The 26657-nt window shown below is 54.5% G+C and carries 21 protein-coding genes and 7 tRNA genes; 21 read left to right on the top strand and 7 right to left on the bottom strand.

Translation table 11 applies throughout. The features are described 5' to 3' along the window. The first annotated feature begins 36 nt into the window (after window positions 1–36). Both speF and potE read left to right on the top strand, forming a co-directional pair. Window positions 37–2235: an ornithine decarboxylase SpeF gene (speF, locus tag ACB496_RS06240; RefSeq protein ID WP_102104160.1), complete on the top strand. Its 2199-nt coding sequence runs from the start codon at window positions 37–39 to the stop codon at window positions 2233–2235. Then, complete coding sequence (gene potE, locus ACB496_RS06235) at window positions 2232–3548, top strand: putrescine-ornithine antiporter (protein ID WP_100777195.1); 1317 nt, start codon at window positions 2232–2234, stop codon at window positions 3546–3548. The genes speF and potE overlap by 4 nt, the downstream gene beginning before the upstream one ends. Before the next feature lie 127 nt (window positions 3549–3675). Here the strand turns inward: potE and pgm are convergent, their stop codons facing one another. Together pgm and seqA are read right to left on the bottom strand one after the other, a co-directional pair. Further along, window positions 3676–5316, bottom strand: a complete 1641-nt coding sequence (pgm, locus tag ACB496_RS06230; RefSeq protein ID WP_371974679.1) for a phosphoglucomutase (alpha-D-glucose-1,6-bisphosphate-dependent) — start codon at window positions 5314–5316, stop codon at window positions 3676–3678. Between the two features lie 24 nt (window positions 5317–5340). Next, window positions 5341–5883 (bottom strand): replication initiation negative regulator SeqA, encoded by a 543-nt coding sequence (gene seqA / locus ACB496_RS06225; RefSeq protein ID WP_100777197.1) that lies wholly within the window; start codon window positions 5881–5883, stop codon window positions 5341–5343. 183 nt (window positions 5884–6066) lie between these two features. Between seqA and ybfF the strand changes: the two genes are divergently transcribed. From ybfF to fur, 4 genes are all read left to right on the top strand, one after another. Continuing rightward, complete coding sequence (gene ybfF / locus ACB496_RS06220) at window positions 6067–6840, top strand: esterase (protein WP_319423832.1); 774 nt, start codon at window positions 6067–6069, stop codon at window positions 6838–6840. A 128-nt stretch (window positions 6841–6968) separates the two neighbouring features. Next, window positions 6969–7256, top strand: a complete 288-nt coding sequence (gene ybfE / locus ACB496_RS06215; protein WP_102104162.1) for a LexA regulated protein — start codon at window positions 6969–6971, stop codon at window positions 7254–7256. A 157-nt stretch (window positions 7257–7413) separates the two neighbouring features. Next, window positions 7414–7944 carry a flavodoxin FldA gene (gene fldA / locus ACB496_RS06210; RefSeq protein WP_059178645.1) on the top strand — a complete coding sequence of 177 codons (531 nt, stop codon included), beginning with the start codon at window positions 7414–7416 and terminating at the stop codon, window positions 7942–7944. A gap of 294 nt (window positions 7945–8238) precedes the next feature. Beyond that, a complete protein-coding gene (gene fur / locus ACB496_RS06205; RefSeq protein WP_064325325.1) occupies window positions 8239–8685 on the top strand; it encodes a ferric iron uptake transcriptional regulator in 447 nt (148 codons plus the stop codon). Between the two features lie 106 nt (window positions 8686–8791). On the opposite strand, the gene chiQ is transcribed toward fur, so the two are convergent. The 4 genes from chiQ to nagE all read right to left on the bottom strand — a co-directional run bounded on the left by chiQ (window position 8792) and on the right by nagE (window position 14872). Further along, a complete protein-coding gene (gene chiQ, locus ACB496_RS06200) occupies window positions 8792–9121 on the bottom strand; it encodes a ChiQ/YbfN family lipoprotein (RefSeq protein ID WP_100780751.1) in 330 nt (109 codons plus the stop codon). 46 nt (window positions 9122–9167) lie between these two features. After that, window positions 9168–10565, bottom strand: a complete 1398-nt coding sequence (gene chiP / locus ACB496_RS06195) for a chitoporin ChiP (RefSeq protein ID WP_100777201.1) — start codon at window positions 10563–10565, stop codon at window positions 9168–9170. Between the two features lie 441 nt (window positions 10566–11006). Further along, window positions 11007–12674 (bottom strand): glutamine--tRNA ligase, encoded by a 1668-nt coding sequence (glnS, locus tag ACB496_RS06190; RefSeq protein ID WP_100777202.1) that lies wholly within the window; start codon window positions 12672–12674, stop codon window positions 11007–11009. Between the two features lie 179 nt (window positions 12675–12853). Next, complete coding sequence (nagE, locus tag ACB496_RS06185; protein ID WP_102104164.1) at window positions 12854–14872, bottom strand: N-acetylglucosamine-specific PTS transporter subunit IIBC; 2019 nt, start codon at window positions 14870–14872, stop codon at window positions 12854–12856. 331 nt (window positions 14873–15203) lie between these two features. Here nagE and nagB point away from each other — a divergent pair, with 331 nt between their 5' ends. The 12 genes from nagB (at window position 15204) to ACB496_RS06125 (ending at window position 22082) form a co-directional block, all read left to right on the top strand. Beyond that, window positions 15204–16004, top strand: a complete 801-nt coding sequence (gene nagB / locus ACB496_RS06180; RefSeq protein WP_100777205.1) for a glucosamine-6-phosphate deaminase — start codon at window positions 15204–15206, stop codon at window positions 16002–16004. Between the two features lie 55 nt (window positions 16005–16059). Next, window positions 16060–17208, top strand: coding sequence for an N-acetylglucosamine-6-phosphate deacetylase (gene nagA, locus ACB496_RS06175; RefSeq protein WP_102104165.1), 1149 nt, complete (start codon window positions 16060–16062; stop codon window positions 17206–17208). 8 nt (window positions 17209–17216) lie between these two features. Further along, the gene (locus tag ACB496_RS06170; protein ID WP_100777207.1) at window positions 17217–18437 is read left to right on the top strand and encodes an N-acetylglucosamine repressor; all 1221 of its coding nucleotides are present in this window, start codon (window positions 17217–17219) and stop codon (window positions 18435–18437) included. Between the two features lie 47 nt (window positions 18438–18484). Beyond that, window positions 18485–19237 carry an HAD-IIA family hydrolase gene (locus tag ACB496_RS06165; protein WP_100777208.1) on the top strand — a complete coding sequence of 251 codons (753 nt, stop codon included), beginning with the start codon at window positions 18485–18487 and terminating at the stop codon, window positions 19235–19237. A 250-nt stretch (window positions 19238–19487) separates the two neighbouring features. After that, window positions 19488–21152: an asparagine synthase B gene (asnB, locus tag ACB496_RS06160; RefSeq protein ID WP_371974678.1), complete on the top strand. Its 1665-nt coding sequence runs from the start codon at window positions 19488–19490 to the stop codon at window positions 21150–21152. A gap of 224 nt (window positions 21153–21376) precedes the next feature. Beyond that, window positions 21377–21453: transfer RNA gene (locus tag ACB496_RS06155), tRNA-Met, on the top strand. Window positions 21454–21462: 9 nt separating this feature from the next. Further along, a tRNA-Leu gene (locus ACB496_RS06150) sits at window positions 21463–21547 on the top strand. Between the two features lie 23 nt (window positions 21548–21570). Next, window positions 21571–21645: transfer RNA gene (locus ACB496_RS06145), tRNA-Gln, on the top strand. 32 nt (window positions 21646–21677) lie between these two features. After that, window positions 21678–21752, top strand: a tRNA-Gln gene (locus ACB496_RS06140). 16 nt (window positions 21753–21768) lie between these two features. Next, window positions 21769–21845, top strand: a tRNA-Met gene (locus tag ACB496_RS06135). A gap of 44 nt (window positions 21846–21889) precedes the next feature. Then, a tRNA-Gln gene (locus ACB496_RS06130) sits at window positions 21890–21964 on the top strand. A gap of 43 nt (window positions 21965–22007) precedes the next feature. Beyond that, window positions 22008–22082, top strand: a tRNA-Gln gene (locus tag ACB496_RS06125). 93 nt (window positions 22083–22175) lie between these two features. Here ACB496_RS06125 and ubiF read toward each other — a convergent pair. Then, window positions 22176–23351, bottom strand: coding sequence for a 3-demethoxyubiquinol 3-hydroxylase (ubiF, locus tag ACB496_RS06120; protein WP_371974677.1), 1176 nt, complete (start codon window positions 23349–23351; stop codon window positions 22176–22178). Window positions 23352–23487: 136 nt separating this feature from the next. Between ubiF and miaB the strand changes: the two genes are divergently transcribed. From miaB to ybeY, 3 genes are all read left to right on the top strand, one after another. Further along, window positions 23488–24912, top strand: coding sequence for a tRNA (N6-isopentenyl adenosine(37)-C2)-methylthiotransferase MiaB (miaB, locus tag ACB496_RS06115; RefSeq protein ID WP_129034471.1), 1425 nt, complete (start codon window positions 23488–23490; stop codon window positions 24910–24912). A 172-nt stretch (window positions 24913–25084) separates the two neighbouring features. Next, on the top strand, window positions 25085–26131 hold the full coding sequence (locus tag ACB496_RS06110; protein ID WP_181827485.1) for a PhoH family protein: 1047 nt from the start codon (window positions 25085–25087) through the stop codon (window positions 26129–26131). Then, complete coding sequence (gene ybeY / locus ACB496_RS06105) at window positions 26128–26595, top strand: rRNA maturation RNase YbeY (protein ID WP_100777213.1); 468 nt, start codon at window positions 26128–26130, stop codon at window positions 26593–26595. Before ACB496_RS06110 ends, ybeY begins: the two co-directional genes overlap by 4 nt. The last annotated feature ends 62 nt before the right edge of the window (window positions 26596–26657 follow it).

Genomic DNA, 26657 nt, shown 5'->3' with positions numbered 1-26657 from the left:
CGTAGGACAAATATTGCCTAAAATAAAGAGACAAATATGAAAATGCTAAAAATCGCTGCCAGCCGTGCTTGCCCGGACTGCTTCACCACCACTCGGGAAATGGTCGACGCCAGTGCGACCGATTATATTGATGTGGCAGCCGTAGTACTGGCCGTCGGCGATATTTTTAATGGCACCATTGAAGAAATAGAAGCCACCGGTTTTGGGATCCCGGTATTTATCGCGACGCACAAAGAAGAGATGGTTCCGGCCGAATATTTACCGCGCATTCACGGCGTATTTGAGTGCAATGACACCAGCAACGATTTCTACGGACGCCAGCTGGAAGCCGCCGCGTTGAAGTATGAAACTCAGCTGCGCCCGCCTTTCTTCCGCGCGCTGGTAGATTACGTCAAACAGGGTAACAGCGCCTTTGATTGCCCGGGGCATCAGGGCGGTCAGTTCTTCCGCCGTCACCCTGCCGGTAATCAGTTTGTCGATTTCTTTGGCGAGACGCTGTTCCGCTCTGACCTGTGCAACGCCGACGTGGCGATGGGCGATCTGCTCATTCACGAAGGTGCGCCCTGTACGGCACAAAAACATGCGGCGAAAGTGTTTAACGCCGATAAGACCTACTTCGTGCTGAACGGCACGTCGTCGTCCAACAAAGTGGTGCTGAACGCCCTGCTGACGCCGGGCGATCTGGTGCTGTTTGACCGTAACAACCATAAATCTAACCATCACGGCGCGCTGCTGCAGGCCGGTGCAACGCCGGTCTATCTGGAAACCGCTCGCAACCCGTACGGCTTTATCGGCGGGATTGACGCCCATTGCTTCGAAGAGAATTATCTGCGCGAACTGGTGGCTGAAGTGGCTCCGGGCCGGATGCGCGATCAGCGTCCGTTCCGCCTGGCGGTCATTCAGCTCGGTACCTACGATGGCACCATCTACAACGCCCGTCAGGTGGTCGATAAGATTGGTCATCTGTGCGACTACATCCTGTTTGACTCGGCGTGGGTCGGCTACGAGCAGTTTATTCCCATGATGGCGGATTGCTCCCCGCTGCTGCTGGAGCTGAACGAGAACGATCCGGGGATTCTGGTCACTCAGTCGGTGCATAAGCAGCAGGCTGGCTTCTCCCAGACTTCGCAGATCCACAAAAAAGACAGCCATATCAAAGGCCAGCAGCGCTACGTTCCGCACAAACGCCTGAACAACGCTTTTATGATGCACGCCTCTACCAGCCCGTTCTATCCGCTGTTTGCCGCGCTGGACATTAACGCCCGCATGCATGAGGGCCAGAGCGGGCGCAACATGTGGATGGACTGCGTGGTGAACGGTATCGAAGCGCGCAAGCTGATCCTGCAAAACTGCCAGTTTATCCGCCCGTTTGTGCCTGAAACGGTAGATGGCAAGCCGTGGGAAAGCTGGCCGACGGCAGAGATCTCCACGGATCTGCGCTTCTTCCATTTTGTGCCGGGTGAAAACTGGCATGCCTTCGAAGGTTACGCTGAGCATCAGTATTTTATCGATCCGTGCAAACTCCTGCTGACCACGCCCGGCATCAACGCCCGTACCGGGGAATACGACGATTTCGGCGTACCGGCCACCATCCTCGCTAACTTCCTGCGCGAAAACGGCATCGTCCCGGAAAAATGCGATCTCAACTCCATCCTGTTCCTGCTCACGCCTGCCGAAGACATGGGCAAGTTGCAGCAACTGATCGCTCAACTGGTGCGTTTCGAGAAGCTGCTTGAAACCGATGCGCCGCTGAAAGAGGTGCTGCCGTCCCTCTACAAGCAGCATCCTGAGCGCTACGCCGGTTACTCTCTGCGCCAGATTTGCCAGGAGATGCATGACCTTTACGCCCGTCACAACGTGAAACAGCTGCAAAAAGAGATGTTCCGCAAGGCGCATTTCCCACAAGTGAAAATGAACCCGCAGGCGGCGAACTACGCCTATCTGCGCGGCGAAGTGGAGCTGGTCTCTCTGCGCGATGCAGAAGGCCGTATTGCCGCGGAAGGCGCGCTCCCTTACCCACCGGGCGTGCTGTGCGTGGTGCCGGGTGAAGTGTGGGGCGACGCGGTTCTGCGCTATTTCACGGCGCTGGAAGAAGGGATTAACCTTCTGCCGGGCTTCGCGCCGGAACTCCAGGGTGTGTACGTCGAAGAGTGCGACGGGCGCAAACAGGTTCGCTGTTACGTGATTAAGCAGCCAGCCGCCCAGCCCGCGCTGCTGAAAGGGGAAACACTATGAGTAAAAAATCCAACAAGATGGGCGTGGTGCAGCTCACCGTCCTGACCATGGTCAATATGATGGGCTCGGGGATTATTATGCTCCCGACCAAACTCGCCGAAGTCGGTACCATCTCAATTATCTCCTGGCTGGTGACCGCCGTTGGCTCGATGGCGTTGGCGTGGGCTTTCGCCAAATGCGGGATGTTCAGCCGTAAGTCCGGCGGGATGGGCGGTTACGCGGAGTATGCCTTCGGCAAGTCGGGCAATTTTATGGCCAACTATACCTACGGTGTGTCGCTGCTGATCGCTAACGTCGCGATTGCGATTTCGGCGGTCGGGTACGGCACCGAGCTGTTCGGCGTCGCCCTGAGCCCGGTGCAGATCGGTATCGCGACCATCGGCGTGCTGTGGCTGTGTACCGTCGCTAACTTCGGCGGCGCCCGTATCACCGGGCAGATCAGCAGTATCACCGTCTGGGGAGTAATCATCCCGGTGGTGGGTCTGTGCATTATCGGCTGGTTCTGGTTTAGTCCGACGCTGTACGCCAACTCCTGGAACCCGCACCACGTGCCGTTCTTCGCGGCGGTCGGTTCCTCAATCGCCATGACGCTGTGGGCTTTCCTTGGGCTGGAATCGGCCTGTGCGAACGCCGAGGTGGTGGAAAACCCGGAACGCAACGTGCCGATCGCGGTACTGGGCGGGACGCTGGGGGCTGCGGTGATTTACATCGTCTCCACCAACGTGATTGCCGGGATTGTGCCAAACATGGATCTGGCGAATTCGACCGCGCCGTTTGGCCTGGCGTTTGCGCAGATGTTCACGCCGGAAGTCGGGAAAGTGATCATGGGCCTGATGGTGATGTCCTGCTGCGGTTCGCTGCTCGGCTGGCAGTTCACCATCGCGCAGGTGTTTAAATCCTCTGCCGACTCCGGATATTTCCCGAAAATCTTCTCCCGCGTCAGTAAGTCCGACGCACCGATTCAGGGGATGCTGGCGATTGTTATTTTCCAGAGTGGGTTGTCGCTGATGACCATTAGCCCGTCGCTGAACAGCCAGTTCAACGTGCTGGTGAACCTGGCGGTGGTGACCAACATTATTCCGTATATTCTGTCGATGGCCGCCCTGGTGATTATTCAGAAAATGGCGAATGTCGATCCCCGCAAAGCGAAGATTGCGAATTTCGTGGCGCTGGTTGGGGCGATATACAGCTTCTATGCGCTCTACTCTTCCGGCCAGGAAGCGATGCTGTACGGGGCGATGGTGACGTTTATGGGCTGGACGCTGTACGGTCTGGTGTCGCCAAGATTTGAACTGAAGAATAAGCACAGCTAAGAGCGACAAAAAAGCCCGGGGGCATTACTGCTTACCGGGCCTGCGAGGTAAATACAAAACGGCAACCGAGGTTGCCGTTTTTAATGTTTCCCTCACGCTTGTCGGCTGAGGGTATCAGACCGCAGACTTACGCGTTCTTAAGCACTTCACTCACAATCTCAACCGCTTCTTTCTCGATCAGCTTACGGTGTTCGTCGCCGAGGAAGCTTTCGCAGTAGATTTTGTACGCATCTTCCGTACCGGACGGACGCGCGGCGAACCAGCCGTTATCTGTCATCACTTTCAGACCGCCGATTGACGCACCGTTACCGGGTGCCGCCGTCAGACGTGCGGTGATCGGGTCGCCTGCCAGCGTGTTAGCGCTCACCATCTCTGGAGAGAGCTTAGACAGCGCGGCTTTCTGTGCGGAGGTGGCACTGGCCTGAATACGGTTATAGCTTGGCGCACCAAAGCGAGCCGCCAGCTCGTTGTAGTGTTCCTGCGGGTTTTTGCCGGTGACGGCGGTGATTTCCGCGGCCAGCAGGCACATGATGATCCCGTCTTTGTCCGTCGACCACGGCGTACCGTCGAAACGCAGGAAGGATGCACCCGCGCTCTCTTCGCCGCCAAAACCAAAGCTGCCGTCGTGCAGGCCGTCAACGAACCATTTGAAGCCCACTGGCACTTCCACCAGCTTACGGCCTAAATCCTTCACCACGCGGTCAATCATCGCAGAAGAGACCAGCGTCTTACCGACAGCCACCTCTTTGCCCCACTGTGGGCGATGCTGGAACAGATAGTTAATCGCCACAGCCAGGTAGTGGTTCGGATTCATCAGGCCCGCAGGAGTAACGATACCGTGGCGGTCGTAGTCCGGGTCGTTGGCAAAGGCCAGATCGAACTTATCGCGCAGGGCCAGCAGACCCGCCATCGCGCACTCGGAGGAGCAGTCCATGCGGATTGCGCCATCTTTATCGAGGTGCATAAAGCGGAACGTCTGATCGACCTGATCGTTAACGATAGTCAGATCCAGCTTGTAGAATTCGGCAATGCGCTTCCAGTATTCGATACCGGAACCGCCGAGCGGATCCACGCCCAGCTTCAGGCCCGCTTTCTGAATCGCGGCGATATCAACGATATCGGCCAGCCCTTCGATGAACGGCTGAACCAGATCCAGCTCTTTCACGTGACCGGAAGCCATCGCCGCATCCAGAGAGATACGTTTTACGCCTTTCAGGCCGTCAGCCAGCAGCGCGTTGGCGCGGTCTTCGACCACTTTGGTGACATTGGTATCAGCCGGGCCACCGTTCGGTGGATTGTATTTGATACCGCCATCGTCCGGCGGGTTGTGCGAAGGGGTGATGACGATACCGTCAGCCTGCGCGCCACCTTTTTTGTTGTGCACCAGAATCGCGTTTGAGACCGCAGGCGTCGGGGTGAAGCCGTTGTCTTCCTGCACGATGACATCCACACCGTTCGCTGCCAGCACTTCCAGCACGGAAATGAACGCCGGTTCGGACAGCGCGTGGGTGTCTTTCCCGACATAGCACGGACCGGTCACGCCATTTTTAGCGCGCTCTTCCGCGATGGCCTGAGCAATGGCCAGAATATGCGGTTCGTTAAAGCTATGGCGCGCCGCGCTGCCGCGGTGGCCAGACGTACCAAACTTCACTGCGTGTTCTGCGTTGCCCACTTCCGGCTTCAGTACGTAGTACTGCGCGGTGAGTTGAGCGACGTTAATCAAATCGCTTTGTTGTGCAGGCTGACCCGCACGATCGTGATTTGCCATTGCCTGGTCCTTCCTGTGCAAGGGTTAAATGGTACCGCAAACCTTTTCAATCAATTCCGCCGGGAATTGCATCGACTGCATGATGTGTTCGACCATGCTGCATTTGCGTCCGGTGTTGGTATTGGTGATCACCCAGTACGGCGTACCAGGGACATGTTTAGGTTTGGTTTGATTGCCGTTGGCAAGCAGCGTCTGTTCGTCGCCCGCGAAGTAAACGCGGGTACGGCCATGAAGCGAATCAGTGGCTTCAGCAAACGCTTTGTTATCCAGTGAATAGAGTGTAGACAGCACCAGCATAAAGCGGTTAACCGCTTTTTTCTGCTCGGCGTATTCGTCGGAAAGCAGCAGTTCACGCACCGCGCGTACTTTGTCTTTCACCGGTGCCACTGTTTTCGCTTCCGCGACCACATTTGGCTGACGAACCTCTTTAGAAACCGGAGTTGCAGGCTGTGAGGCGGCGGAAAATTTCAGCATGCGCCGTAAAATGTCTGATGCACTCTCGCCAATATGTCGCGTGTGGCTGGCAATATACTGATAGAGCTCATCATCAACTTCGATTGTTTTCATCTTAATCCAGTGCAATATCTTATCTGAATACAAGTCGTTGGGATTATAAGGGCTAATCCCAACCGCGGATAGGGTCAAACCTGGGTGGCGGCAAAAGTCAGATTAAACTGGAACCTTGCAGCCGGGCGGCAGAATGGTCAACATAATACCCTAACCTGACATACGTAAAAAAAGAACTTTGCCATGAAATTGAATAGCCGAGCGCAATCTGCACAATCGCCGAACAATAATTCTCCCATCGTACTGGTTCATGGCCTCTTTGGCAGCCTGGATAATCTGGGCGTGCTGGCCCGCGATCTGGTGACCGATCGCGATATTTTGCAGGTGGATATGCGTAACCACGGGCTTTCCGAGCGCAGCCCGGAGATGACTTACAGCGCGATGGCCCAGGATCTGCTGGATACTCTCGATGCGAATCAGATTGAAAAAGCGACGCTGATTGGCCATTCCATGGGCGGCAAGGCGGTGATGGCCCTGACGGCGCTGGCACCGGAGCGTATCGATCAGCTGGTGGTGATTGATGTCGCCCCGGTGGATTATGACGTGCGTCGCCACGACGAGATCTTTGCGGCGATTAATGCCGTGACCGAGGCCGGCGTGTCTACACGCCAGCAGGCCGCAGCCATCATGCGTGAACATCTGGATGAAGAAGGCGTGGTGCAGTTCCTGCTGAAATCTTTCGTCGATGGCGCATGGCGGTTTAATGTGCCGGTGCTGTGGGATCAGTATCCTCAGATTGTCGGCTGGCAGACCGTTCCGGCCTGGCCACACCCTACCCTGTTTATTCGCGGCGGCAATTCTCCGTACGTCACCGATGCCTATCGCGATACGCTGCTGGCGCAATTCCCACAGGCGCGTGCGCATGTGATCGCCGGAGCCGGGCACTGGGTTCACGCTGAAAAACCCGAAGCCGTGCTGCGGGCGATCCGTCGCTATCTCTCTGATAAAGCGATTTGATTAAAAAGCCAGCGACCGGTTGCCCGCAGGCTACCAGTCGTTGGCGTGCAGGTATCCGTGATGTATGATGTCGCGCTCATCGCCCCGGCAATAGCAGGGCCGCTCGTTTTCCCCGAAGTTTCTGAATCATGGCCAAAGAACAAACGGACCGCACGACACTAGATCTGTTCGCGACTGAACGTCGACCGGGACGACCAAAAACCAATCCGCTTTCGCGTGATGAACAGTTGCGCATCAATAAGCGCAATCAGCTGAAACGCGACAAAAGTCGTGGGCTTAAACGCGTCGAGCTGAAACTCAACGCGGAGGCCGCCGACGCCTTAAGTGAACTGGCCGATGCCCGCGAGATCAGCCGCAGCGAGCTGATTGAAGAGATGCTGATGGCACAGCTTCAGGCATGGCGCAGCACCAGGTGATCGTCTGAAAATCCCCTCAATTGTCCCTTTCATGTAGCACAGAGTGCAGTCCCGCGTGATAGCTGTTTCCGCAGACTTCCCTGTTCTGCTATGATTGCCCTTATCCGTGGACAATTTGCGCCACCATACCATTAAGTTTCAAGAGGTTATTTCACTCATGGCAATCATCGGCATTTTCTTCGGCAGCGATACCGGTAATACCGAAAACATCGCAAAAAACATTCAAAAACAGCTTGGTAAAGACGTTGCCGACGTACATGACATTGCTAAGAGCAGCAAAGAGGATCTCGAAGGTTACGATATTCTGCTGCTTGGCATTCCAACCTGGTACTACGGCGAAGCACAGTGTGACTGGGATGATTTCTTCCCGACGCTGGAAGAAGTGGATTTCAACGGTAAACTCGTTGCCCTCTTCGGCTGCGGCGACCAGGAAGACTACGCGGAATACTTCTGTGATGCATTGGGCACCATCCGCGACATCATTGAACCGCGCGGCGCGGCAATCGTCGGTCACTGGCCAACGGCGGGTTATCATTTCGAAGCTTCTAAAGGCCTGGCGGATGACGACCACTTTGTTGGCCTGGCTATCGACGAAGACCGTCAGCCAGAACTGACCGCTGAGCGCGTCGACAAGTGGGTAAAACAGATCCGCGAAGAGCTGCACCTCGACGACATCCTGAACGCGTAATGCAGTGATGAGGTGCAACTGACTACGTTGCACCTCATTGATAGATAATACCGATTAAAATAATTGCTACAAATTTTTAACTTTCGTGTTCATACCTGTACAATGTCCCCGGGTTAAAGTGGATGCCATCCAACAAGTTTGTTGGTGATACCACGTTTTTATAAGCATACTTTGCTTGAGACTTGCAGTTTTCATTTAGGCATGGCAGTTCTATAATGAGACGCATTATCCCAACTGCATTTTCTGTCACTTCTTCTAAGGAAGTGAATCGTTTAGCAACAGGACAGATTCCGCATGACTGACAACAATACCGCATTAAAGAAGGCTGGCCTGAAAGTTACGCTTCCTCGTTTAAAAATCCTGGAAGTTCTGCAAGGGCCGGACAACCATCACGTCAGTGCGGAAGACTTATACAAACGTCTGATCGACATGGGCGAAGAGATTGGACTGGCGACCGTATACCGCGTTCTGAACCAGTTCGATGACGCCGGGATTGTCACCCGCCATAATTTCGAAGGCGGTAAATCCGTTTTTGAACTGACGCAACAGCATCATCACGATCACCTGATCTGCCTCGACTGTGGCAAGGTGATTGAATTCAGCGATGACTCCATCGAAGCACGTCAACGTGAAATCGCCACCCGACATGGCATCCGTCTGACCAACCATAGCCTGTACCTGTATGGTCATTGTGCTGAAGGCGATTGCCGCGAAAACGAGCATGCACACGATACCAAATAATCGTGTTACAAACTCTGAGCCAACCTGACGGTTGGCTTTTTTTTTGCCTGCAATAAATGCAAAAACGCCCGGCAAGCTTTCGCGGCCGGGCGCTGAATACAACGAATTACTGTGCGTTGTTACTGCGGATCTCTTTCCAGATCTGATCGCAACGTTTTGCCACTTCCTGATCGTTACCGGTTTTACGCGCCTGAATGCAGGCCTGGTAATCCATCACGCGGATGTTTTCCTGCGTCGCGAACTGCTCATGGGCTTTCTCTTTCTTCAGCACCGTCAGTACGCTCTGACAGGCTTCGATTTTTTCCGGCGAGCCTTCAGCGGTGTTAATGCAGGTGCTGTAAGCCTCTTTCAGGCGAGAGTCTTCTTTCTGCGCCTGAGGTTGCGCGCAGGCGGTCAGCCCTGCGGCCAGCACAGCAACGAATGCGATTTTCTTCAACATGTCGGTCTCCATTCCGGCGGGAGTGATCCCGCCAGATCGTTCATCAGAAGATGGTGAAAGGTGCGATAACCATGAATTTCACGTCACGCTCATCCTGGAAGATGTTGCCGTAACCGCCCGAGTAGCTCGGAATATCGGAGTGGTTGTCGTATTGCGTGAAGTGCAGTTTGAACATGGTGCCTTTGGCGCGACCATCCTGCAGGGTATACATTGCATCCAGGCTGTATGAAGACTCTTTCAGACGATAGTTTGGATCGTAGTAGGCATCTGGCGTCGCCATGTCAGCTGGCTTCGCGTCCCATGCGTAGGCGTAAGATGCGCCCACCGCCCAGCCCGGCAGATTCCAGTTTTTAAGGTCATACATCGCGCCGAAGAAGAGCGCTTTTTCGCCGTCGGCGTTGAAGTCAGAACGGTTATCCCACCAGATATCCAGACGACCGTTAGACGAGGCGTACGTTGGCGTCATACGCTGCAGGAAGTAGCCCTGCTGCCCTTCCGCTTTAACGTAAGTTCCTTCGAGTCGCAAATCTACCTGACCAATTTTGTAGCCGAAGGTCAGAGCCTGCAGCCATGCGGTGCCGTCATACAGATCGTTTACGCCGCCATCGCTGACTTTGTCGCGCGTACCGTAGAACTGATAGCTGGTGGTCAGCGGGCCGCCAACGATATCGAATTTGTAGCTGGCTTTGGCGAAGTACTGATCGACGTAACCTTCTGCCTGACCGAATGCCGCTTCCAGTACCAGATCATTTTTGAAGTCATATTTCGCGCCGAGTGAGTGCAGATATTCCACCCGCGTCTTTTTATCGTTCTGGTAGAACTTGTCCATCTCGATGTGCCACGGCGCTTTGTACTCGTTGGTCCACATGTACGAGAAGCTCAACGCACCAGCGTCGCCATAATCAAAGTTCGCCCCGGCTTCTGCGCCCTGGTAAGTACCCGGCATAAAGCTCCAGTGCGGAGCTAACAGAGTCTGGCCGGTTGGCTGAATATAACCGCCGCGCGCCCATACCGGACCGTATTTAAATTTGGCCGCCGCTTTATACAGGCTGATACCGCTCTTATCGCCCGACCAGTCTTCTTTGTAAGCTTTATTACTGGAGGAGAATGCGATTTCGTTCGGGTGTGCGCTATCGCCGTTTTCCGCCATTTCAATGGCAGTAAACGCGGCAATATCCAGGCCAAACATATCAGCGGCATAACCGGACTGGAAATCCAGGTTGGCGTTCCAGGTGGAGTGAGAAAGGTTAGTTTTATATTTGTCTTCGGTGACGTCTTTACGGTCACGCTCACGTTGCCAGTAATAGATACCGCCCGTTAGCGTTGAATCATCAATAAAGCCTGCTGCCTGAGCCTGCGGAGCCGCGATAAATCCCGACACTGCTGTCACACCGGCGATAGCCAGCGCCAGCGCACTACGTTTGCCACTGAACGTACGCATAGATTGTTCCTCTTTGACGAATAAAAGCGCCTTAAACGGCGAAAAATCTAAAAGACCAAATGGTCAGGGGTAGTCTGTAATACCCTCGAATTAACTACCGCCTTTAGACTATTTTTCGTGACGCGAATTATCAACGCTTTTCAGTGGGCAAAATGCAGGATTATGACGAAGTGCACATAATTGGTAGTGATTTGAAACATATCACTCGGGACAAGGCTTAATCAGAAAAAAATGGTTAAATTCAGTAGGTAATGATAATTGATAGCGCTTACATACTTTAATTTCGCTTATTTCACGTTACGCGAAACTTTATTAAAAAAAATAAGTAGCAGCTCATTGACGTGTAATTTTAATGTTAAAAATAGACGCGAAAAGTAAAAGCATGATCGATAAGCAAAAAAAACGCCGCGTTATGCGGCGTTTGTCTCTCATTGACCAGGCTTACTCGCCAATCTTGGCCCAGGTGTCACGCAAACCGACGGTACGGTTAAACACCAGTTTGGTAGCGGTTGCATAACGGCTGTCGAGGCAGAAGTAACCTTCACGCTCGAACTGATATGCTTTGCCTGCTTCGGCTGTTTTCAGGGAAGGTTCTGCATAGCCCTGTTTGATGACCAATGATTCCTGGTTGATGGTCGCCAGGAAATCCTCTGCTGCGCCTGGATTAGGAACGCTGAACAGACGATCGTAAAGACGAATTTCAACCGGCAGTGCGTGTGCCGCGCTGACCCAGTGAATGACGCCCTTCACTTTGCGTCCGTCCGCCGGATCCTTGCTCAGGGTCTCGGCGTCGTAAGTGCAGAAGATGGTCGTGATGTTGCCTTCCGCGTCTTTTTCTACGCGCTCAGCTTTGATCACGTACGCGTTGCGCAGGCGAACTTCTTTGCCCAGCACCAGACGTTTGTACTGCTTGTTCGCTTCTTCACGGAAGTCGGCGCGATCGATCCAGATCTCCGCGCTGAACGGCACTTCACGGCTGCCCATTTCCGGCTTGCTCGGATGGTTAGGCATAGTGACCTGCTCGCTTTCACCCTGCGGGTAGTTTTCGATGACCAGTTTAACGGGATCGATAACCGCCATTGCGCGCGGGGCGTTTTCGTTCAGATCTTCGCGAATACAGGACTCCAGAGAGGCCATCTCAATGGTGTTGTCCTGCTTGGTCACGCCGATACGTTTGATGAACTCGCGAATAGAGGCCGCCGTGTAGCCGCGACGACGCAGACCGGAGATGGTCGGCATACGCGGGTCATCCCAGCCTTCAACGTGCTTGTCGGTCACCAGCAGGTTCAGCTTACGCTTGGACATCACGGTGTACTCAAGATTCAGACGAGAGAACTCGTACTGACGCGGATGCACAGGAATGGTGATGTTATCCAGTACCCAGTCGTACAGACGACGGTTGTCCTGGAATTCCAGCGTACACAGAGAGTGCGTAATGCCTTCCAGCGCATCGCTGATACAGTGGGTGAAGTCGTACATCGGGTAGATGCACCACTTGTTGCCGGTCTGATGGTGTTCGGCAAATTTAATGCGGTAGAGCACCGGATCGCGCATCACGATGAACGGAGATGCCATATCGATTTTCGCACGCAGACAGGCTTTACCTTCCTCGAAGCCACCGGCACGCATTTTTTCGAACAGTGCGAGGTTCTCTTCGACGCTGCGATCGCGGAACGGGCTGTTTTTGCCCGGCGCAGTCAGCGAGCCACGGTATTCGCGGATTTCATCTGCAGACAGCTCATCAACATAGGCTAGGCCTTTGTTGATCAGTTCAATCGCGTAAGCGTGCAGCTGATCAAAGTAGTCCGAGGAGTAGCAGATATCGCCAGACCAGCTGAAGCCTAACCATTGCACGTCGTTCTTAATGGACTCAACGTATTCGATGTCTTCTTTTACCGGGTTGGTGTCATCGAAACGCAGGTTGCACTGGCCCTGGTAATCTTGCGCAATGCCGAAGTTCAGACAGATAGATTTCGCATGCCCAATATGCAGGTAGCCGTTTGGCTCCGGCGGGAAACGGGTATGAACTGTGGTGTGCTTACCACTGGCCAGATCTTCATCGATGATCTGGCGAATAAAGTTACTCGGGCGGGCTTCAGCCTCACTCATCGTGGATTCCTCAAAGCGTAAACAACGTATAACGGCATATGATCTTATAAGCAGGACGTAGTGACAACCTTTAGTTATGCAAAAAACGGCTTTGAAGTGAATATTGGGGAGGATTGCTGCAAAAAAAAGCGGCGGAGGATATCCCCCGCCGCTTAAGGCATGACTCTACTCAGGAGCGATTACTTGCCTTTAATCTCATACAGTGGCGTTTGACCGGCAACAACCTGACCTTTCGCCTGGAGAACCAGACCGCTAAAGTCGTCGATATTGCTGCAAACAACCGGGCTGATCATGGAGCGTGCATTGGCGTTCAGGAAGTCCAGATCCATTTCCAGAATCGGCTGACCTGCCACCACTTCGGCACCCTCTTCGACCAGACGCGTGAAGCCTTTACCGCCCAGGGCAACGGTGTCGATACCCATGTGGACCACGATCTCAGCGCCTTTCTCGGTTTCGAGGCAGAACGCATGGTTCGTGTTGAAGATTTTCACGATGGTACCGGCTGCTGGAGAGACCACGGTTTTTTCCGTTGGCTTCACGGCTACGCCGTCGCCGACAGCTTTGCTGGCGAACGCTTCATCAGGAACCTGCTCCAGGGCAACCACTTCACCGGTGACTGGAGAGACCAGCGCGGCGATGGTGGTGGCATTAGGAACAGCCTGCGGTTTAGCAGCAGCGGGGGCAGCGGCGACAGGTGCAGCTTCTGAAGCGGCTACCGGGCCAGTGGTTTTCATGGCATTAGCGATTTTTTCTGCCACGAAGCCCACGATAATCTGCACGCTGGTTTTGTTCAGACGAATCACACCGGATGCGCCGAGACGTTTTGCCAGTGCTTCGTTAACCAGAGAAGAATCTTTGACGCTGAGGCGCAGACGCGTGATACAGGCGTCGATACCGGTCAGGTTGTCAGAACCGCCCACAGCGGCGATGTACTGACGCGCCAGACCTGCAACATCCTGCTCTTTGTCACCGCTCACATTCACGTCCTGACCATCTGCTTCGCTACCGGCAACAGCCAGTTCGCGACCCGGAGTCATCAGGTTGAATTTGGTGATAGTGAAGCGGAACACCACGTAGTAAATCACGAAGAACACCAGACCCTGAGGGATCAGCATCCACCAGTGCGTGGCCAGCGGGTTACGGGAAGAGAGAACCATATCCACCAGACCCGCACTGAAGCCGAAGCCTGCAATCCAGTGCATTGATGCGGCGATGAATACGGAGATACCGGTCAGCACTGCGTGGATCACGTACAGAACCGGTGCCACGAACATGAAGGAGAATTCCAGCGGCTCGGTGATACCTGTGAAGAAGGCCGCGAATGCGCCCGCCATCATGATACCCAGAACTTTTGCTTTGTTCTCTGGACGTGCGCAGTGGTAGATGGCCAGCGCTGCACCCGGCAGACCGAACATCATAATCGGGAAGAAGCCCGCCTGGTAACGACCGGTGATACCGACAACCGCTTTACCTGCTTCGATGGACTGTGCGCCGCCGAGGAAGTTAGGGATATCGTTAATACCTGCAACGTCAAACCAGAACACAGAGTTCAGCGCGTGGTGCAGACCGACCGGAATCAGCAGACGGTTGAAGAACGCGTAGATACCCGCCCCTGCAGAGCCGAGTTTCTGAATGTGTTCACCGAAGTTCACCAGACCGTCGAAGATCACCGGCCAGACGTACATCAGAATGAACGCCACGGCGATCATCACGAAGGAGGTCAGAATCGGCACCAGACGACGACCGCTGAAGAACGACAGCGCCTTCGGCAGCTCAACGCCGCTGAAGCGGTTGTACAGTTCCGCAGAGATGATACCCACCAGGATACCGACGAACTGGTTGCTGATCTTACCGAACGCGGCAGGCACCTGGTCCACCGGGATCTTCTGAATCATGGCAACCGCGGCCGGAGAACAGAGTGTGGTCAACACGAGGAAGCCCACAAAACCGGTCAATGCTGCTGCACCGTCTTTATCTTTGGACATACCATAAGCGACACCAATCGCGAACAGTACAGACATATTGTCGATGATGGCGGAACCGGACTTGATGAACAGCGCCGCAAGCGCGTTATCACCACCCCAGCTAACCGGGTCAATCCAGTAACCCACACCCATCAGAATTGCTGCCGCCGGCAGCGTGGCGACCGGCACCATCAGTGCGCGGCCAACCTTTTGTAAATAACCTAGAATACTCACTTGTGCTTCCCCCTATGAGACCCCGTTTAAGGCACGTTCTCAGCTGTTTTTTATTGTGTCACTAACTTATCAATACAGTTGATGAATCACTGGCATTCTGAGTGTGTGAAAAATTAATTCGTATCGCAAATTAAATGCATACTTTTTGTGAGTTTTGTCACCAAATATCGTTATTAACCCTCCCTTTTGCTGGCTAACAGTGAAAACTTATTTTATCATTCAAAAAATCAAGTCGGATTGCCCCCTGCCTCGCGTGATCCAGGTTACGCTTATTTCAGGTCAAGGCGCGCCATCCGCCCACTTTTTTTAACTTTAACTTTAGAGGTGAACAATGAGACTGATTCCCCTGGCGACTGCTGAACAAGTCGGTAAATGGGCTGCACGCCATATCGTTAACCGCATCAACGCGTTCAAACCTACTGCCGATCGTCCTTTCGTTCTGGGTCTGCCAACCGGTGGCACACCACTGACCGCGTACAAAGCTCTGGTCGAAATGCATAAATCAGGCCAGGTTAGCTTCAAACACGTTGTCACCTTCAACATGGACGAATACGTCGGCCTGCCGAAGGAGCATCCGGAGAGCTACCATAGCTTCATGCACCGTAATTTCTTTGATCACGTTGATATCCCAGCTGAAAATATTAACCTGCTAAATGGCAACGCGCCTGATATTGACGCAGAATGCCGCCAGTACGAAGAAAAAATCCGCTCTTACGGCAAAATCAACCTGTTCATGGGCGGCGTGGGCAACGACGGTCACATCGCGTTCAACGAACCGGCCTCTTCTCTGGCGTCTCGCACCCGTATTAAAACCCTGACCCATGACACCCGCGTGGCAAACTCTCGCTTCTTTGATGGCGACGTAAGCCAGGTGCCAAAATACGCCCTGACCGTTGGCGTGGGCACCCTGCTGGATGCCGAAGAAGTGATGATTCTGGTGCTGGGTAATGTGAAAGCACAGGCGCTGCAAGCCGCCGTTGAAGGCAACGTTAACCACATGTGGACCATCAGCTGCCTGCAGCTGCATCCGAAAGCCGTTGTGGTGTGCGATGAGCCGTCTACCATGGAACTGAAAGTGAAGACGCTGAAATACTTCAACGAGTTAGAAGCTGAAAACATTAAAGGTCTGTAATTGATGAGCCGCCTCTTCCCTGAGAGGCGGTCGATTTTTTAAACCGGGGGTCGTTATGTACGCTTTAACCCACGGTCGGATTTATACCGGCCATGAAATTCTGGATGACCATGCGATTGTTATCGCCAATGGCCTGATTGAACGTGTCTGCCCACAGGCTGAATTACCGCCAGAGATCGAACAGCGCTCACTCAATGGAGCAATCATCTCCCCCGGTTTTATCGACGTCCAGCTTAACGGCTGCGGCGGCGTGCAGTTCAATGACACGCCAGAGGCGGTTACGGTTGAAACGCTGGAGATCATGCAGAAAGCCAATGAGAAATCGGGCTGCACCAGCTATCTGCCAACGCTGATTACTTCCGATGACAACCTGATGAAGCAAGGTATCCGCGTGATGCGTGAATACCTGGCGAAATACCCGCATCAGGCGCTGGGTCTGCACCTTGAAGGTCCCTGGCTGAACATTGTGAAGAAAGGCACCCACAACCCGAATTACGTGCGCAAGCCAGACCCCGAGCTGGTCGACTTCATGTGCGCTAACGCCGATGTGATCACCAAAGTCACGCTGGCACCGGAAATGACCGGGCCGGATGTGATCAGCAAACTGGCGGCGGCAGGCATCGTCGTCTCAGCGGGCCACTCCAATGCGACACTCGCCGAAGCGAAAACCGGTTTCCGCGCAGGTATAACCTTTGCGACCCACCTTTATAATGCCATGCCGTACATTACGGGCCGCGAACCAGGGCTGGTCGGTGCGATTCTTGATGAGCCGGACGTTTACTGTGGCATTATTGCTGATGGCCTGCATGTTGATTACACCAACATCCGCAACGCGAAACGCCTAAAAGGCGATAAGCTGTGCCTGGTCACCGACGCTACCGCACCGGCAGGGGCAAATATTGAACAGTTCATTTTTGCCGGTAAAACAATATACTACCGCAACGGACTGTGCGTAGATGAGAACGGAACGCTGAGCGGCTCTGCGCTGACGATGATCGAAGGGGTTCGTAACCTGGTTGAACATTGCGGCATTGCGCTGGATGAAGTGCTGCGTATGGCAACACTCTACCCGGCTCGCGCGATCGGCGTGGACAAACAGCTGGGCGGTATCGCACCGGGCATGGTGGCAAACCTCACCGCCTTCACGCGCGATTATAAAATTATTAAGACCATCGTTAATGGTAACGAGGTCGTCACTGAGTAAGTAAAAGTATGACATCTGGCGGACAAGCTCAAATTGGTAATGTTGACCTCGTTAAACAACTCAACAGTGCGGCTGTTTATCGCCTGATTGACCAGCATGGTCCAATCTCGCGTATTCAGATCGCCGAACAGAGCCAGCTTGCCCCCGCCAGTGTGACCAAAATCACGCGTCAGCTGATTGAGCGCGGATTGATCAAAGAAGTCGATCAGCAGGCCTCCACCGGGGGCCGCCGCGCCATCTCCATCATTACCGAAACCCGCAATTTCCACGCCATCGGCGTACGTCTTGGCCGTCACGACACCACGCTCACCCTGTACGATCTGAGCAGCAAAGTGGTGGCGGAAGAGCACTATCCCCTGCCCGAACGTACTCAGGAGACGCTTGAACACGCGCTGCTTAATACCATCGCGCAGTTTATTGACAGCTGCCAGCGTAAAATCCGCGAGCTGATCGCCATTTCAGTGATCCTGCCAGGTCTGGTCGACCCGGAGAGCGGCGTGATTCGCTATATGCCCCATATCCCGGTCGAAAACTGGGGGCTGGTCGGCGCGCTGGAAAAACGTTTCAACGTCACCTGTTACGTCGGCCACGATATCCGTAGCCTGGCGCTGGCAGAGCACTACTTTGGTGCGAGTCAGGATTGCGAAGACTCTATTCTGGTGCGCGTACACCGGGGTACAGGAGCCGGAATCATCTCCAACGGCCGCATTTTCATTGGCCGTAACGGCAACGTTGGTGAGATTGGTCATATTCAGGTCGATCCCCTCGGCGAGCGCTGCCACTGCGGTAATTTCGGCTGTCTGGAAACGGTCGCGGCCAATGCAGCGATTGAACACCGGGTGCGTCATCTGCTTGAACAGGGCTATCAGAGCCGTATCACCCTGGATGATTGCAAGATCAACACTATCTGCAAAGCGGCCAACAAAGGCGACGCCCTTGCCTGCGAAGTGATTGAGCAGGTCGGCCGCCATCTGGGTAAAACCATCGCCATCGCAATTAACCTGTTTAATCCGCAGAAAGTGGTGATTGCCGGTGAAATTACCGAAGCGGAAAAAGTGCTGCTTCCGGCCATCGAAGGCTGCATCAATACTCAGGCGCTGAAAGCCTTCCGCCAGAACCTGCCGGTCGTGCGCTCGACGCTCGATCACCGCTCCGCCATTGGTGCTTTTGCGCTGGTGAAACGCGCCATGCTTAACGGTCTGCTGCTCCAGCGTTTGCTGGAAAGCTAACAGCCCTTTATAGTTACGCCTTCTTTTTTTGAGATGCCAGGTAGTCCATGACCATTCAGAATGTGATTTGTGATATTGACGGCGTGCTGATGCACGATAACGTTGCGGTGCCCGGTGCCGCTGAGTTTCTGAACCGTATTCTGGAAAAGGGAATGCCGCTGGTTCTGCTGACTAACTATCCGTCGCAGACCGGCCAGGATCTGGCCAACCGCTTCGCCACCGCCGGTGTCGACGTGCCGGACAGCGTGTTTTACACCTCCGCCATGGCGACCGCCGACTTCCTGAAACGTCAGGAAGGGAAAAAAGCTTATGTGGTCGGGGAAGGCGCTCTTATCCATGAGCTGTATAAAGCCGGATTCACCATCACCGATGTCAACCCGGATTTCGTCATCGTGGGTGAGACCCGCTCATTTAACTGGGAAATGATGCACAAAGCCGCCTATTTCGTGGCAACAGGCGCGCGCTTTATTGCCACCAACCCGGATACCCACGGGCGCGGATATTACCCGGCGTGCGGCGCGCTCTGCGCGGGCATCGAGAAAATCTCTGGCCGTAAACCTTTCGTGGTAGGCAAACCTAGCCCATGGATTGTGCGCGCGGCGCTCAACAAAATGCAGGCCCACTCCGAGCAAACGGTGATTGTCGGCGATAACCTGCGTACAGATATTCTGGCCGGTTTCCAGGCCGGGCTTGAAACGATCCTTGTGCTCTCGGGCGTCTCCACTCTGGATGACATTGACGCCATGCCGTTCAGGCCGAGCTGGATTTACCCCTCGGTTGCTGAAATCGACGTTATCTGACGAAAAACCACGCCGCTGAGCGTGGTTTCTCATTTTCAGGCCTTGAAAACGCAACGCCATCTAATAAAAAACGCCATCCATTGCATAATCATCAATAAAACTGCTCACGACATACTCTTTTTTCAACATTCAGCAATGACTGTTGCGTTATTTGCGTTTTCGCCCGTAAAAGTCTTGCGCGCACACCGTGTTTTGCGGCATTTTCATAAGCAAGCAACATCACACTGCAACAGGGTTAACGGAGAAGGTTATGTGTTCAATTTTTGGCGTACTGGATATCAAGACTGACGCGGGCGAACTGCGTAAAAAAGCACTGGAGCTTTCTCGCCTGATGCGTCACCGCGGCCCGGACTGGTCCGGCGTGTACGCAAGCGATAAAGCAATTCTGGCTCACGAACGTCTGTCGATTGTTGATGTCAACGCCGGTGCCCAGCCGCTGTATAACGAGAAAAAAACTCACGCGCTGGCCGTTAACGGTGAAATCTACAACCATCAGGCGCTGCGCGCGGAATACGGCGATCGCTACGCGTTCCAGACGGGTTCCGACTGCGAAGTCATCCTTGCCTTGTATCAGGAAAAAGGACCCGAATTCCTGGACGATCTGCAGGGCATGTTTGCCTTCGCCCTGTATGACAACGAAAAAGACGCCTATCTGATTGGCCGCGACCACATCGGTATTATCCCGCTGTATATGGGTCACGACGAACACGGCAACTTCTACGTCGCCTCTGAAATGAAAGCCCTGGTCCCGGTGTGCCGCACCATTAAAGAGTTCCCGGCAGGCAGCTACCTGTGGAGCAAAGACGGCGAAATCCGTCAGTATTACCAGCGCGACTGGTTCGATTTCGACGCGGTGAAAGATAACGTCACCGACAAAAACGCGCTGCGTCAGGCGCTGGAAGATTCCGTAAAAAGCCACCTGATGTCTGACGTGCCTTATGGCGTGCTGCTTTCTGGCGGTCTGGACTCCTCCGTGATCTCCGCGATCACCAAAAAATTTGCTGCGCGCCGCGTGGAAGACGGAGAACGCTCTGAAGCCTGGTGGCCGCAGCTGCACTCCTTCGCCGTAGGCCTGGAAGGTGCACCGGATCTGAAAGCCGCGCAGGAAGTGGCAAACCATCTGGGTACCGTGCACCATGAAATTCACTTCACCGTGCAGGAAGGTCTGGATGCGATCCGCGACGTGATTTATCACATCGAAACCTACGACGTGACCACCATTCGCGCATCCACCCCGATGTACCTGATGTCGCGCAAAATCAAAGCGATGGGCATTAAAATGGTGCTGTCGGGCGAAGGATCTGACGAAGTGTTTGGCGGTTATCTGTACTTCCACAAAGCGCCAAACGCCAAAGAGCTGCACGAGGAGACGGTGCGTAAACTGCAGGCGCTGCATATGTTTGACTGCGCACGCGCTAACAAAGCGATGTCCGCCTGGGGCGTGGAGGCCCGCGTGCCGTTCCTCGATAAATCGTTCCTCGACGTGGCCATGCGCATCAACCCGCAGGACAAAATGTGCGGCAACGGTAAAATGGAGAAACATATTCTGCGTGAATGTTTCGAATCTTACCTGCCGGCAAGCGTCGCATGGCGTCAGAAAGAGCAGTTCTCCGACGGCGTGGGCTACAGCTGGATCGACACCCTGAAAGAGGTGGCGGCGAAGCAGGTTTCCGATCAACAACTGGAGACCGCCAGCTTCCGCTTCCCGTACAACACGCCTGGCTCGAAAGAAGCGTATCTGTACCGTGAAATCTTCGAAGAACTTTTCCCGGTCGCAAGCGCGGCAGAGTGTGTGCCAGGCGGCCCGTCAGTGGCCTGCTCTTCAGCGAAAGCCATCGAGTGGGATGAATCGTTCAAATCCATGAACGATCCATCAGGACGCGCGGTAGGGGTTCACCAGTCGGCCTATAAGTAATCGCCAGAATCGTACTCAGGCCCTTCGGGGCCTTTTTTATGCGTCGCGTTTTGCTGAACAAAAACGATTAATAACCAATAATTGCCGATTATTCGGCCACGCTGTTCGCAACCTAACCAAACAGTCACAATCCGGCCATTTTCGTTGAAAAAGGTATTGACGCTGCAAAGCTCTATACGCATAATGCGCCCCGCAACGCCGATAAGGTAACGCGAAAAAAAGATGGCTACGTAGCTCAGTTGGTTAGAGCACATCACTCATAATGATGGGGTCACAGGTTCGAATCCCGTCGTAGCCACCATCTTTTTTTGCGGGAGTGGCGAAATTGGTAGACGCACCAGATTTAGGTTCTGGCGCCGCAAGGTGTGCGAGTTCAAGTCTCGCCTCCCGCACCATTTCCAGTTCCGCGTTGCACGGATGGGGTATCGCCAAGCGGTAAGGCACCGGTTTTTGATACCGGCATTCCCTGGTTCGAATCCAGGTACCCCAGCCATCTTCTTCGATTTAGCGGTTCTCCGCGGTTATTGGGGTATCGCCAAGCGGTAAGGCACCGGTTTTTGATACCGGCATTCCCTGGTTCGAATCCAGGTACCCCAGCCATCGAAGAAAGCAGTCTGGCTACGTAGCTCAGTTGGTTAGAGCACATCACTCATAATGATGGGGTCACAGGTTCGAATCCCGTCGTAGCCACCAAATTAGGAATTTATCGATTATTTCGATAAACTAGAAAAAATTGTTGGGGTATCGCCAAGCGGTAAGGCTCTGGTTTCTGATACCAGCATTCCGAGGTTCGAATCCTCGTACCCCAGCCAATTTCAAAAGTCGCTAGATTGTTGTTTGTTTAACGCACCCTGTTGGGGTATCGCCAAGCGGTAAGGCTCTGGTTTCTGATACCAGCATTCCGAGGTTCGAATCCTCGTACCCCAGCCACTTAATAGCAAAAAAGCCCGCTCTGCGGGCTTTTTTGTTTTTGTGCTCTGGAGATATCCCCCTCCCTCACAACAACGAGGGAGGAGACAGAACCTACAGACCTAACGCGTACTTCAATGCCTGACGCTTCAATCCGCCCGCACGCTCGGCCGCCATCAGACCCACATTGCGCAGAATCCGCACCGGGCCGAGATCGTTGCTGAATCCCGCATAAAACAGATCCATCCCCGACTGCATTAAAAAGTTATCCGCCATGCGACGCGTCTGGTAGCGCTTCAGCACAGCCGCACTCGCCCAGGGTTCCGCATGGTCACGCGCGCTGCTCATCACCGATAACAACGCTTCGACGTCACGATATCCCAGGTTGACGCCCTGCCCGGCCAGCGGATGAATGGTATGCGCGGCATCCCCCACCAGCGCCAGCCCTTCTTGTGCATATTGCAGTGCGTGACGACGGGTTAACGGGAATCCTCCCGCCGCCACCGGCGTCACCGCGCCGAGACGCGCCGGGAAGTGTTTTTCGATTTCGCGCTGCAGCTGATCCATCGACAAACTTTGCAGCTGGCGGATGCGCGCCGGCGTGTCGTACCACACCAGCGACGCCCAGTGTCCAAAGAGCGGTAAAAAGGCGTGCGGTCCGGTGGGGGTAAAGTGCTGCCAGGTACTGTCGCCCGGCTCATTTTCACATTTAACGGTAATCAGCATACAAGATTGCTGATACTGCCAGGCGTGAATACCAATCCCGGCCATCTGACGCACCTGTGAATTCGCACCGTCGGCCCCCACGACCAGCTTCACGGCCAGTTCATCGCCGTTAGCCAGCTCCAACAAATAACCGCCCTCATGGCGATGCAGCGCTTTCAGAGAATCCGGAACGCGCAGCGTCACGTTCTCATGCGCCTCCAGCGCCTGCCACAGGGCTAGCTGCAGAACGTTATTCTCCACCATGTAGCCCAGCAGCGGCAGCTTCAGTTCAGCGGCGTCAAAGGTCACATGCGCGGTTTCCCACTCCCACGTCTCCAGTCGACGATACGGATGGGCGCGCATCGCGAGGATCGCCTCCCACACGCCCAGCCCGCGTAGCAGATCGACCGACGCGGCGCTGATCGCTGAGATCCGCACGTCCGGCTGCTGAGCCTCGTCAAATTCGGGGGGCGCGGCCTGCTCGATCACCGTTACCTGGAATCCCTGTTGTGCCAGTCCCAGCGCCAGTGCGCCGCCGACCATCCCGCCGCCGACCACGGCGATTTCGGTTTTCTGGAGTGTCATGGTCAATAATCCTTTGAAGAGAATCCCTTAAGTTTACCGGATTTTTTCTCCCTTGAGGCAGCCAACCTTCATACTGGTCACAACCCCACCAAAGCATTACAATACGCGGCTTGCAATCCTGAGCCTGAGCAAGTCGATGACTAAAAAACTCCATATAAAAACCTGGGGCTGTCAGATGAACGAATACGATTCATCGAAGATGGCCGATCTGCTGAATGCCACCCACGGGTATCAACTGACTGAAGTGGCAGAAGAAGCCGATGTGCTGCTGCTTAACACCTGCTCAATCCGTGAAAAAGCGCAGGAAAAAGTCTTCCACCTGTTAGGTCGCTGGAAACTCCTCAAAAAGAAAAATCCGGACCTGATTATCGGCGTCGGCGGCTGCGTGGCCTCTCAAGAGGGCAAGCTGATCCGTCAACGTGCCCATTACGTCGATATTGTGTTTGGCCCGCAGACTCTCCACCGCCTGCCGGAGATGATCAACTCAGTGCGCGGCGATCGCAGCCCGGTGGTTGACGTCAGCTTCCCGGAAATCGAGAAATTTGACCGTCTGCCAGAGCCACGTGCCGATGGCCCAAGCGCCTACGTCTCCATCATGGAAGGCTGCAACAAATACTGCACCTACTGCGTCGTGCCTTATACGCGCGGTGAAGAGGTCAGCCGCCCTTGCGACGATATTCTGTTTGAAGTGGCGCAGCTGGCGGCCCAGGGCGTGCGTGAAGTGAACCTGCTCGGCCAGAACGTGAACGCCTGGCGTGGCGCAAACTACGACGGCTCCACCGGCACCTTCGCCGAGCTGCTGCGTCTGGTTGCCGCCATCGACGGTATCGACCGCGTGCGTTTCACCACCAGCCATCCGATCGAATTTACCGATGACATCATTGATGTCTATCGCGATACGCCAGAGCTGGTGAGCTTCCTGCACCTGCCGGTTCAGTGCGGCTCTGACCGCGTGCTGAACCTGATGGGCCGCACGCATACGGTGCTGGAGTACAAAGCGATCATCCGCAAGCTGCGTGAAGCGCGCCCGGATATCCAGATTAGCTCCGACTTTATCGTCGGCTTCCCTGGCGAAACCACCGACGACTTCGCGCGTACCATGAAGCTGATTGGCGAAGTCAATTTCGACACCAGCTTTAGCTTTATCTTCTCTGCGCGTCCGGGCACGCCAGCCGCCGATATGGTGGACGATGTGCCGGAAGAGGAGAAGAAACAGCGTCTCTATATTCTGCAGGAGCGTATCAACCAGCAGGTCAACGCCTGGAGCCGCCGTATGCTCGGCACCACGCAGCGTATTCTGGTGGAAGGCACGTCGCGTAAGAGCCTGATGCAGCTCTCTGGGCGAACCGAGAACAACCGCGTGGTGAACTTCGAAGGCACTCCGGACATGATCGGTAAGTTTGTCGATATCGAAATCCAGGAAGTGCTCACCAACTCCATGCGCGGCAAACTGGTGCGCACGGAAGCGGAAATGGGCCTGCGCGTCGCCGAAACGCCAGAGTCTGTTATTGCCCGCACGCGTAAAGAAAACGATTTGGGTGTCGGTGTTTACCAGCCTTGATCCATTCAGGCCTGTCGCTCTGGCAGGCCTTGTATTTCCCCTCTGCGTCCCCAATATGCAACCATAAGCTTGCGCCTTTAAACTGTGGCGTGAATAATTTCGTAAAGACGACTCGTCTGTAAGTCAGTTCGGCACGTTGCTCTCTGACCCTACACACATTAAGAGGAACAGTTTGAATACAGAAACGCGTGAACTTACCCTGGAGCCAGCAGACAACGCTCGCCTGCTGAGCCTGTGCGGGCCGTTTGATGACAACATCAAACAACTGGAGCGACGTCTGGGTATCGAAATCAATCGTCGCGATAATCACTTCAAACTCACCGGACGCGCCATCTGCGTCAACGCCGCTGCGGACATTCTGCGCAGCCTGTATGTCGATACCGCCCCGATGCGCGGCGAAACTCAGGATATCGAGCCTGAGCACATCCACCTTGCCATTAAAGAAGCGCGTGTGCTGGAGCAGAGCGCGGAAAGCGTGCCGGACTACGGCAAGGCCATCAATATCAAAACCAAGCGTGGCGTCATCAAGCCGCGTACGCCAAACCAGGCGCAGTACATCGCCAATATTCTCGACCATGACATCACCTTCGGCGTCGGCCCGGCGGGGACGGGTAAAACCTATCTGGCCGTTGCCGCCGCCGTCGATGCACTGGAGCGTCAGGATATTCGTCGTATCCTGCTGACGCGCCCGGCCGTTGAAGCCGGTGAGAAACTGGGCTTCCTGCCTGGCGATCTGAGCCAGAAAGTAGACCCGTATCTGCGCCCGCTGTATGACGCCCTGTTTGAAATGCTCGGCTTCGAGAAAGTGGAAAAGCTGATCGAGCGTAACGTCATCGAAGTCGCCCCGCTCGCCTATATGCGCGGCCGTACGCTGAACGATGCGTTTATCATTCTCGATGAGAGCCAGAACACCACCATCGAACAGATGAAGATGTTCCTGACCCGTATCGGCTTCAACTCGAAAGCGGTTATTACCGGCGATATCACCCAGATCGACCTGCCGCGCAGCACCAAATCCGGTCTGCGTCACGCCATCGAAGTGCTGGCGGAAGTAGACGAAATTAGCTTCAACTTCTTCAACAGCGAAGACGTGGTGCGCCATCCGGTGGTCGCCCGCATCGTCAATGCCTATGAAGCGTGGGAAGAAGCAGAACAAAAACGTAAAGCAGAACAGGCCGCGGAACGAAAACGCGAAGCCCAGGAGCATGAGAATAAATGAGTCAGGTGATCCTCGATTTACAGCTAGCCTGTGAAGACAATTCCGGTTTGCCGGAAGAGCGTCAGTTTCAAACATGGCTGGATGCGGTGATCCCGCAGTTTCAGGAAGAGTCAGAAGTCACGATTCGCCTGGTCGACGAAGCGGAGAGCCACGAGCTGAACCTGACCTATCGCGGGAAAGATAAGCCGACCAACGTGCTCTCTTTCCCGTTTGAAGCGCCGCCGGGCATCGAAATGCCGCTGCTCGGCGACCTGATCATCTGCCGTCAGGTGGTTGAACAGGAAGCCAAAGAGCAGCAAAAGCCGCTCGACGCTCACTGGGCGCATATGGTTATCCACGGCAGTCTGCATCTGCTGGGTTATGATCATATTGAAGACGAAGAAGCGGAAGAGATGGAATCCCTCGAGACAGAGATAATGCTTGCTCTGGGCTATGAGGATCCGTACATTGCCGAGAAAGAATAGTCAGTTAAGCATCAGGCTTTATTGACCGATCAGGCCGCCGCATATGGACCTTTCCTGCGGCG

This window comes from Lelliottia nimipressuralis (assembly GCF_041464075.1).
Lineage (GTDB): Bacteria > Pseudomonadota > Gammaproteobacteria > Enterobacterales > Enterobacteriaceae > Enterobacter > Enterobacter nimipressuralis.
This window is presented reverse-complemented; position numbering and strand designations above follow the sequence as displayed.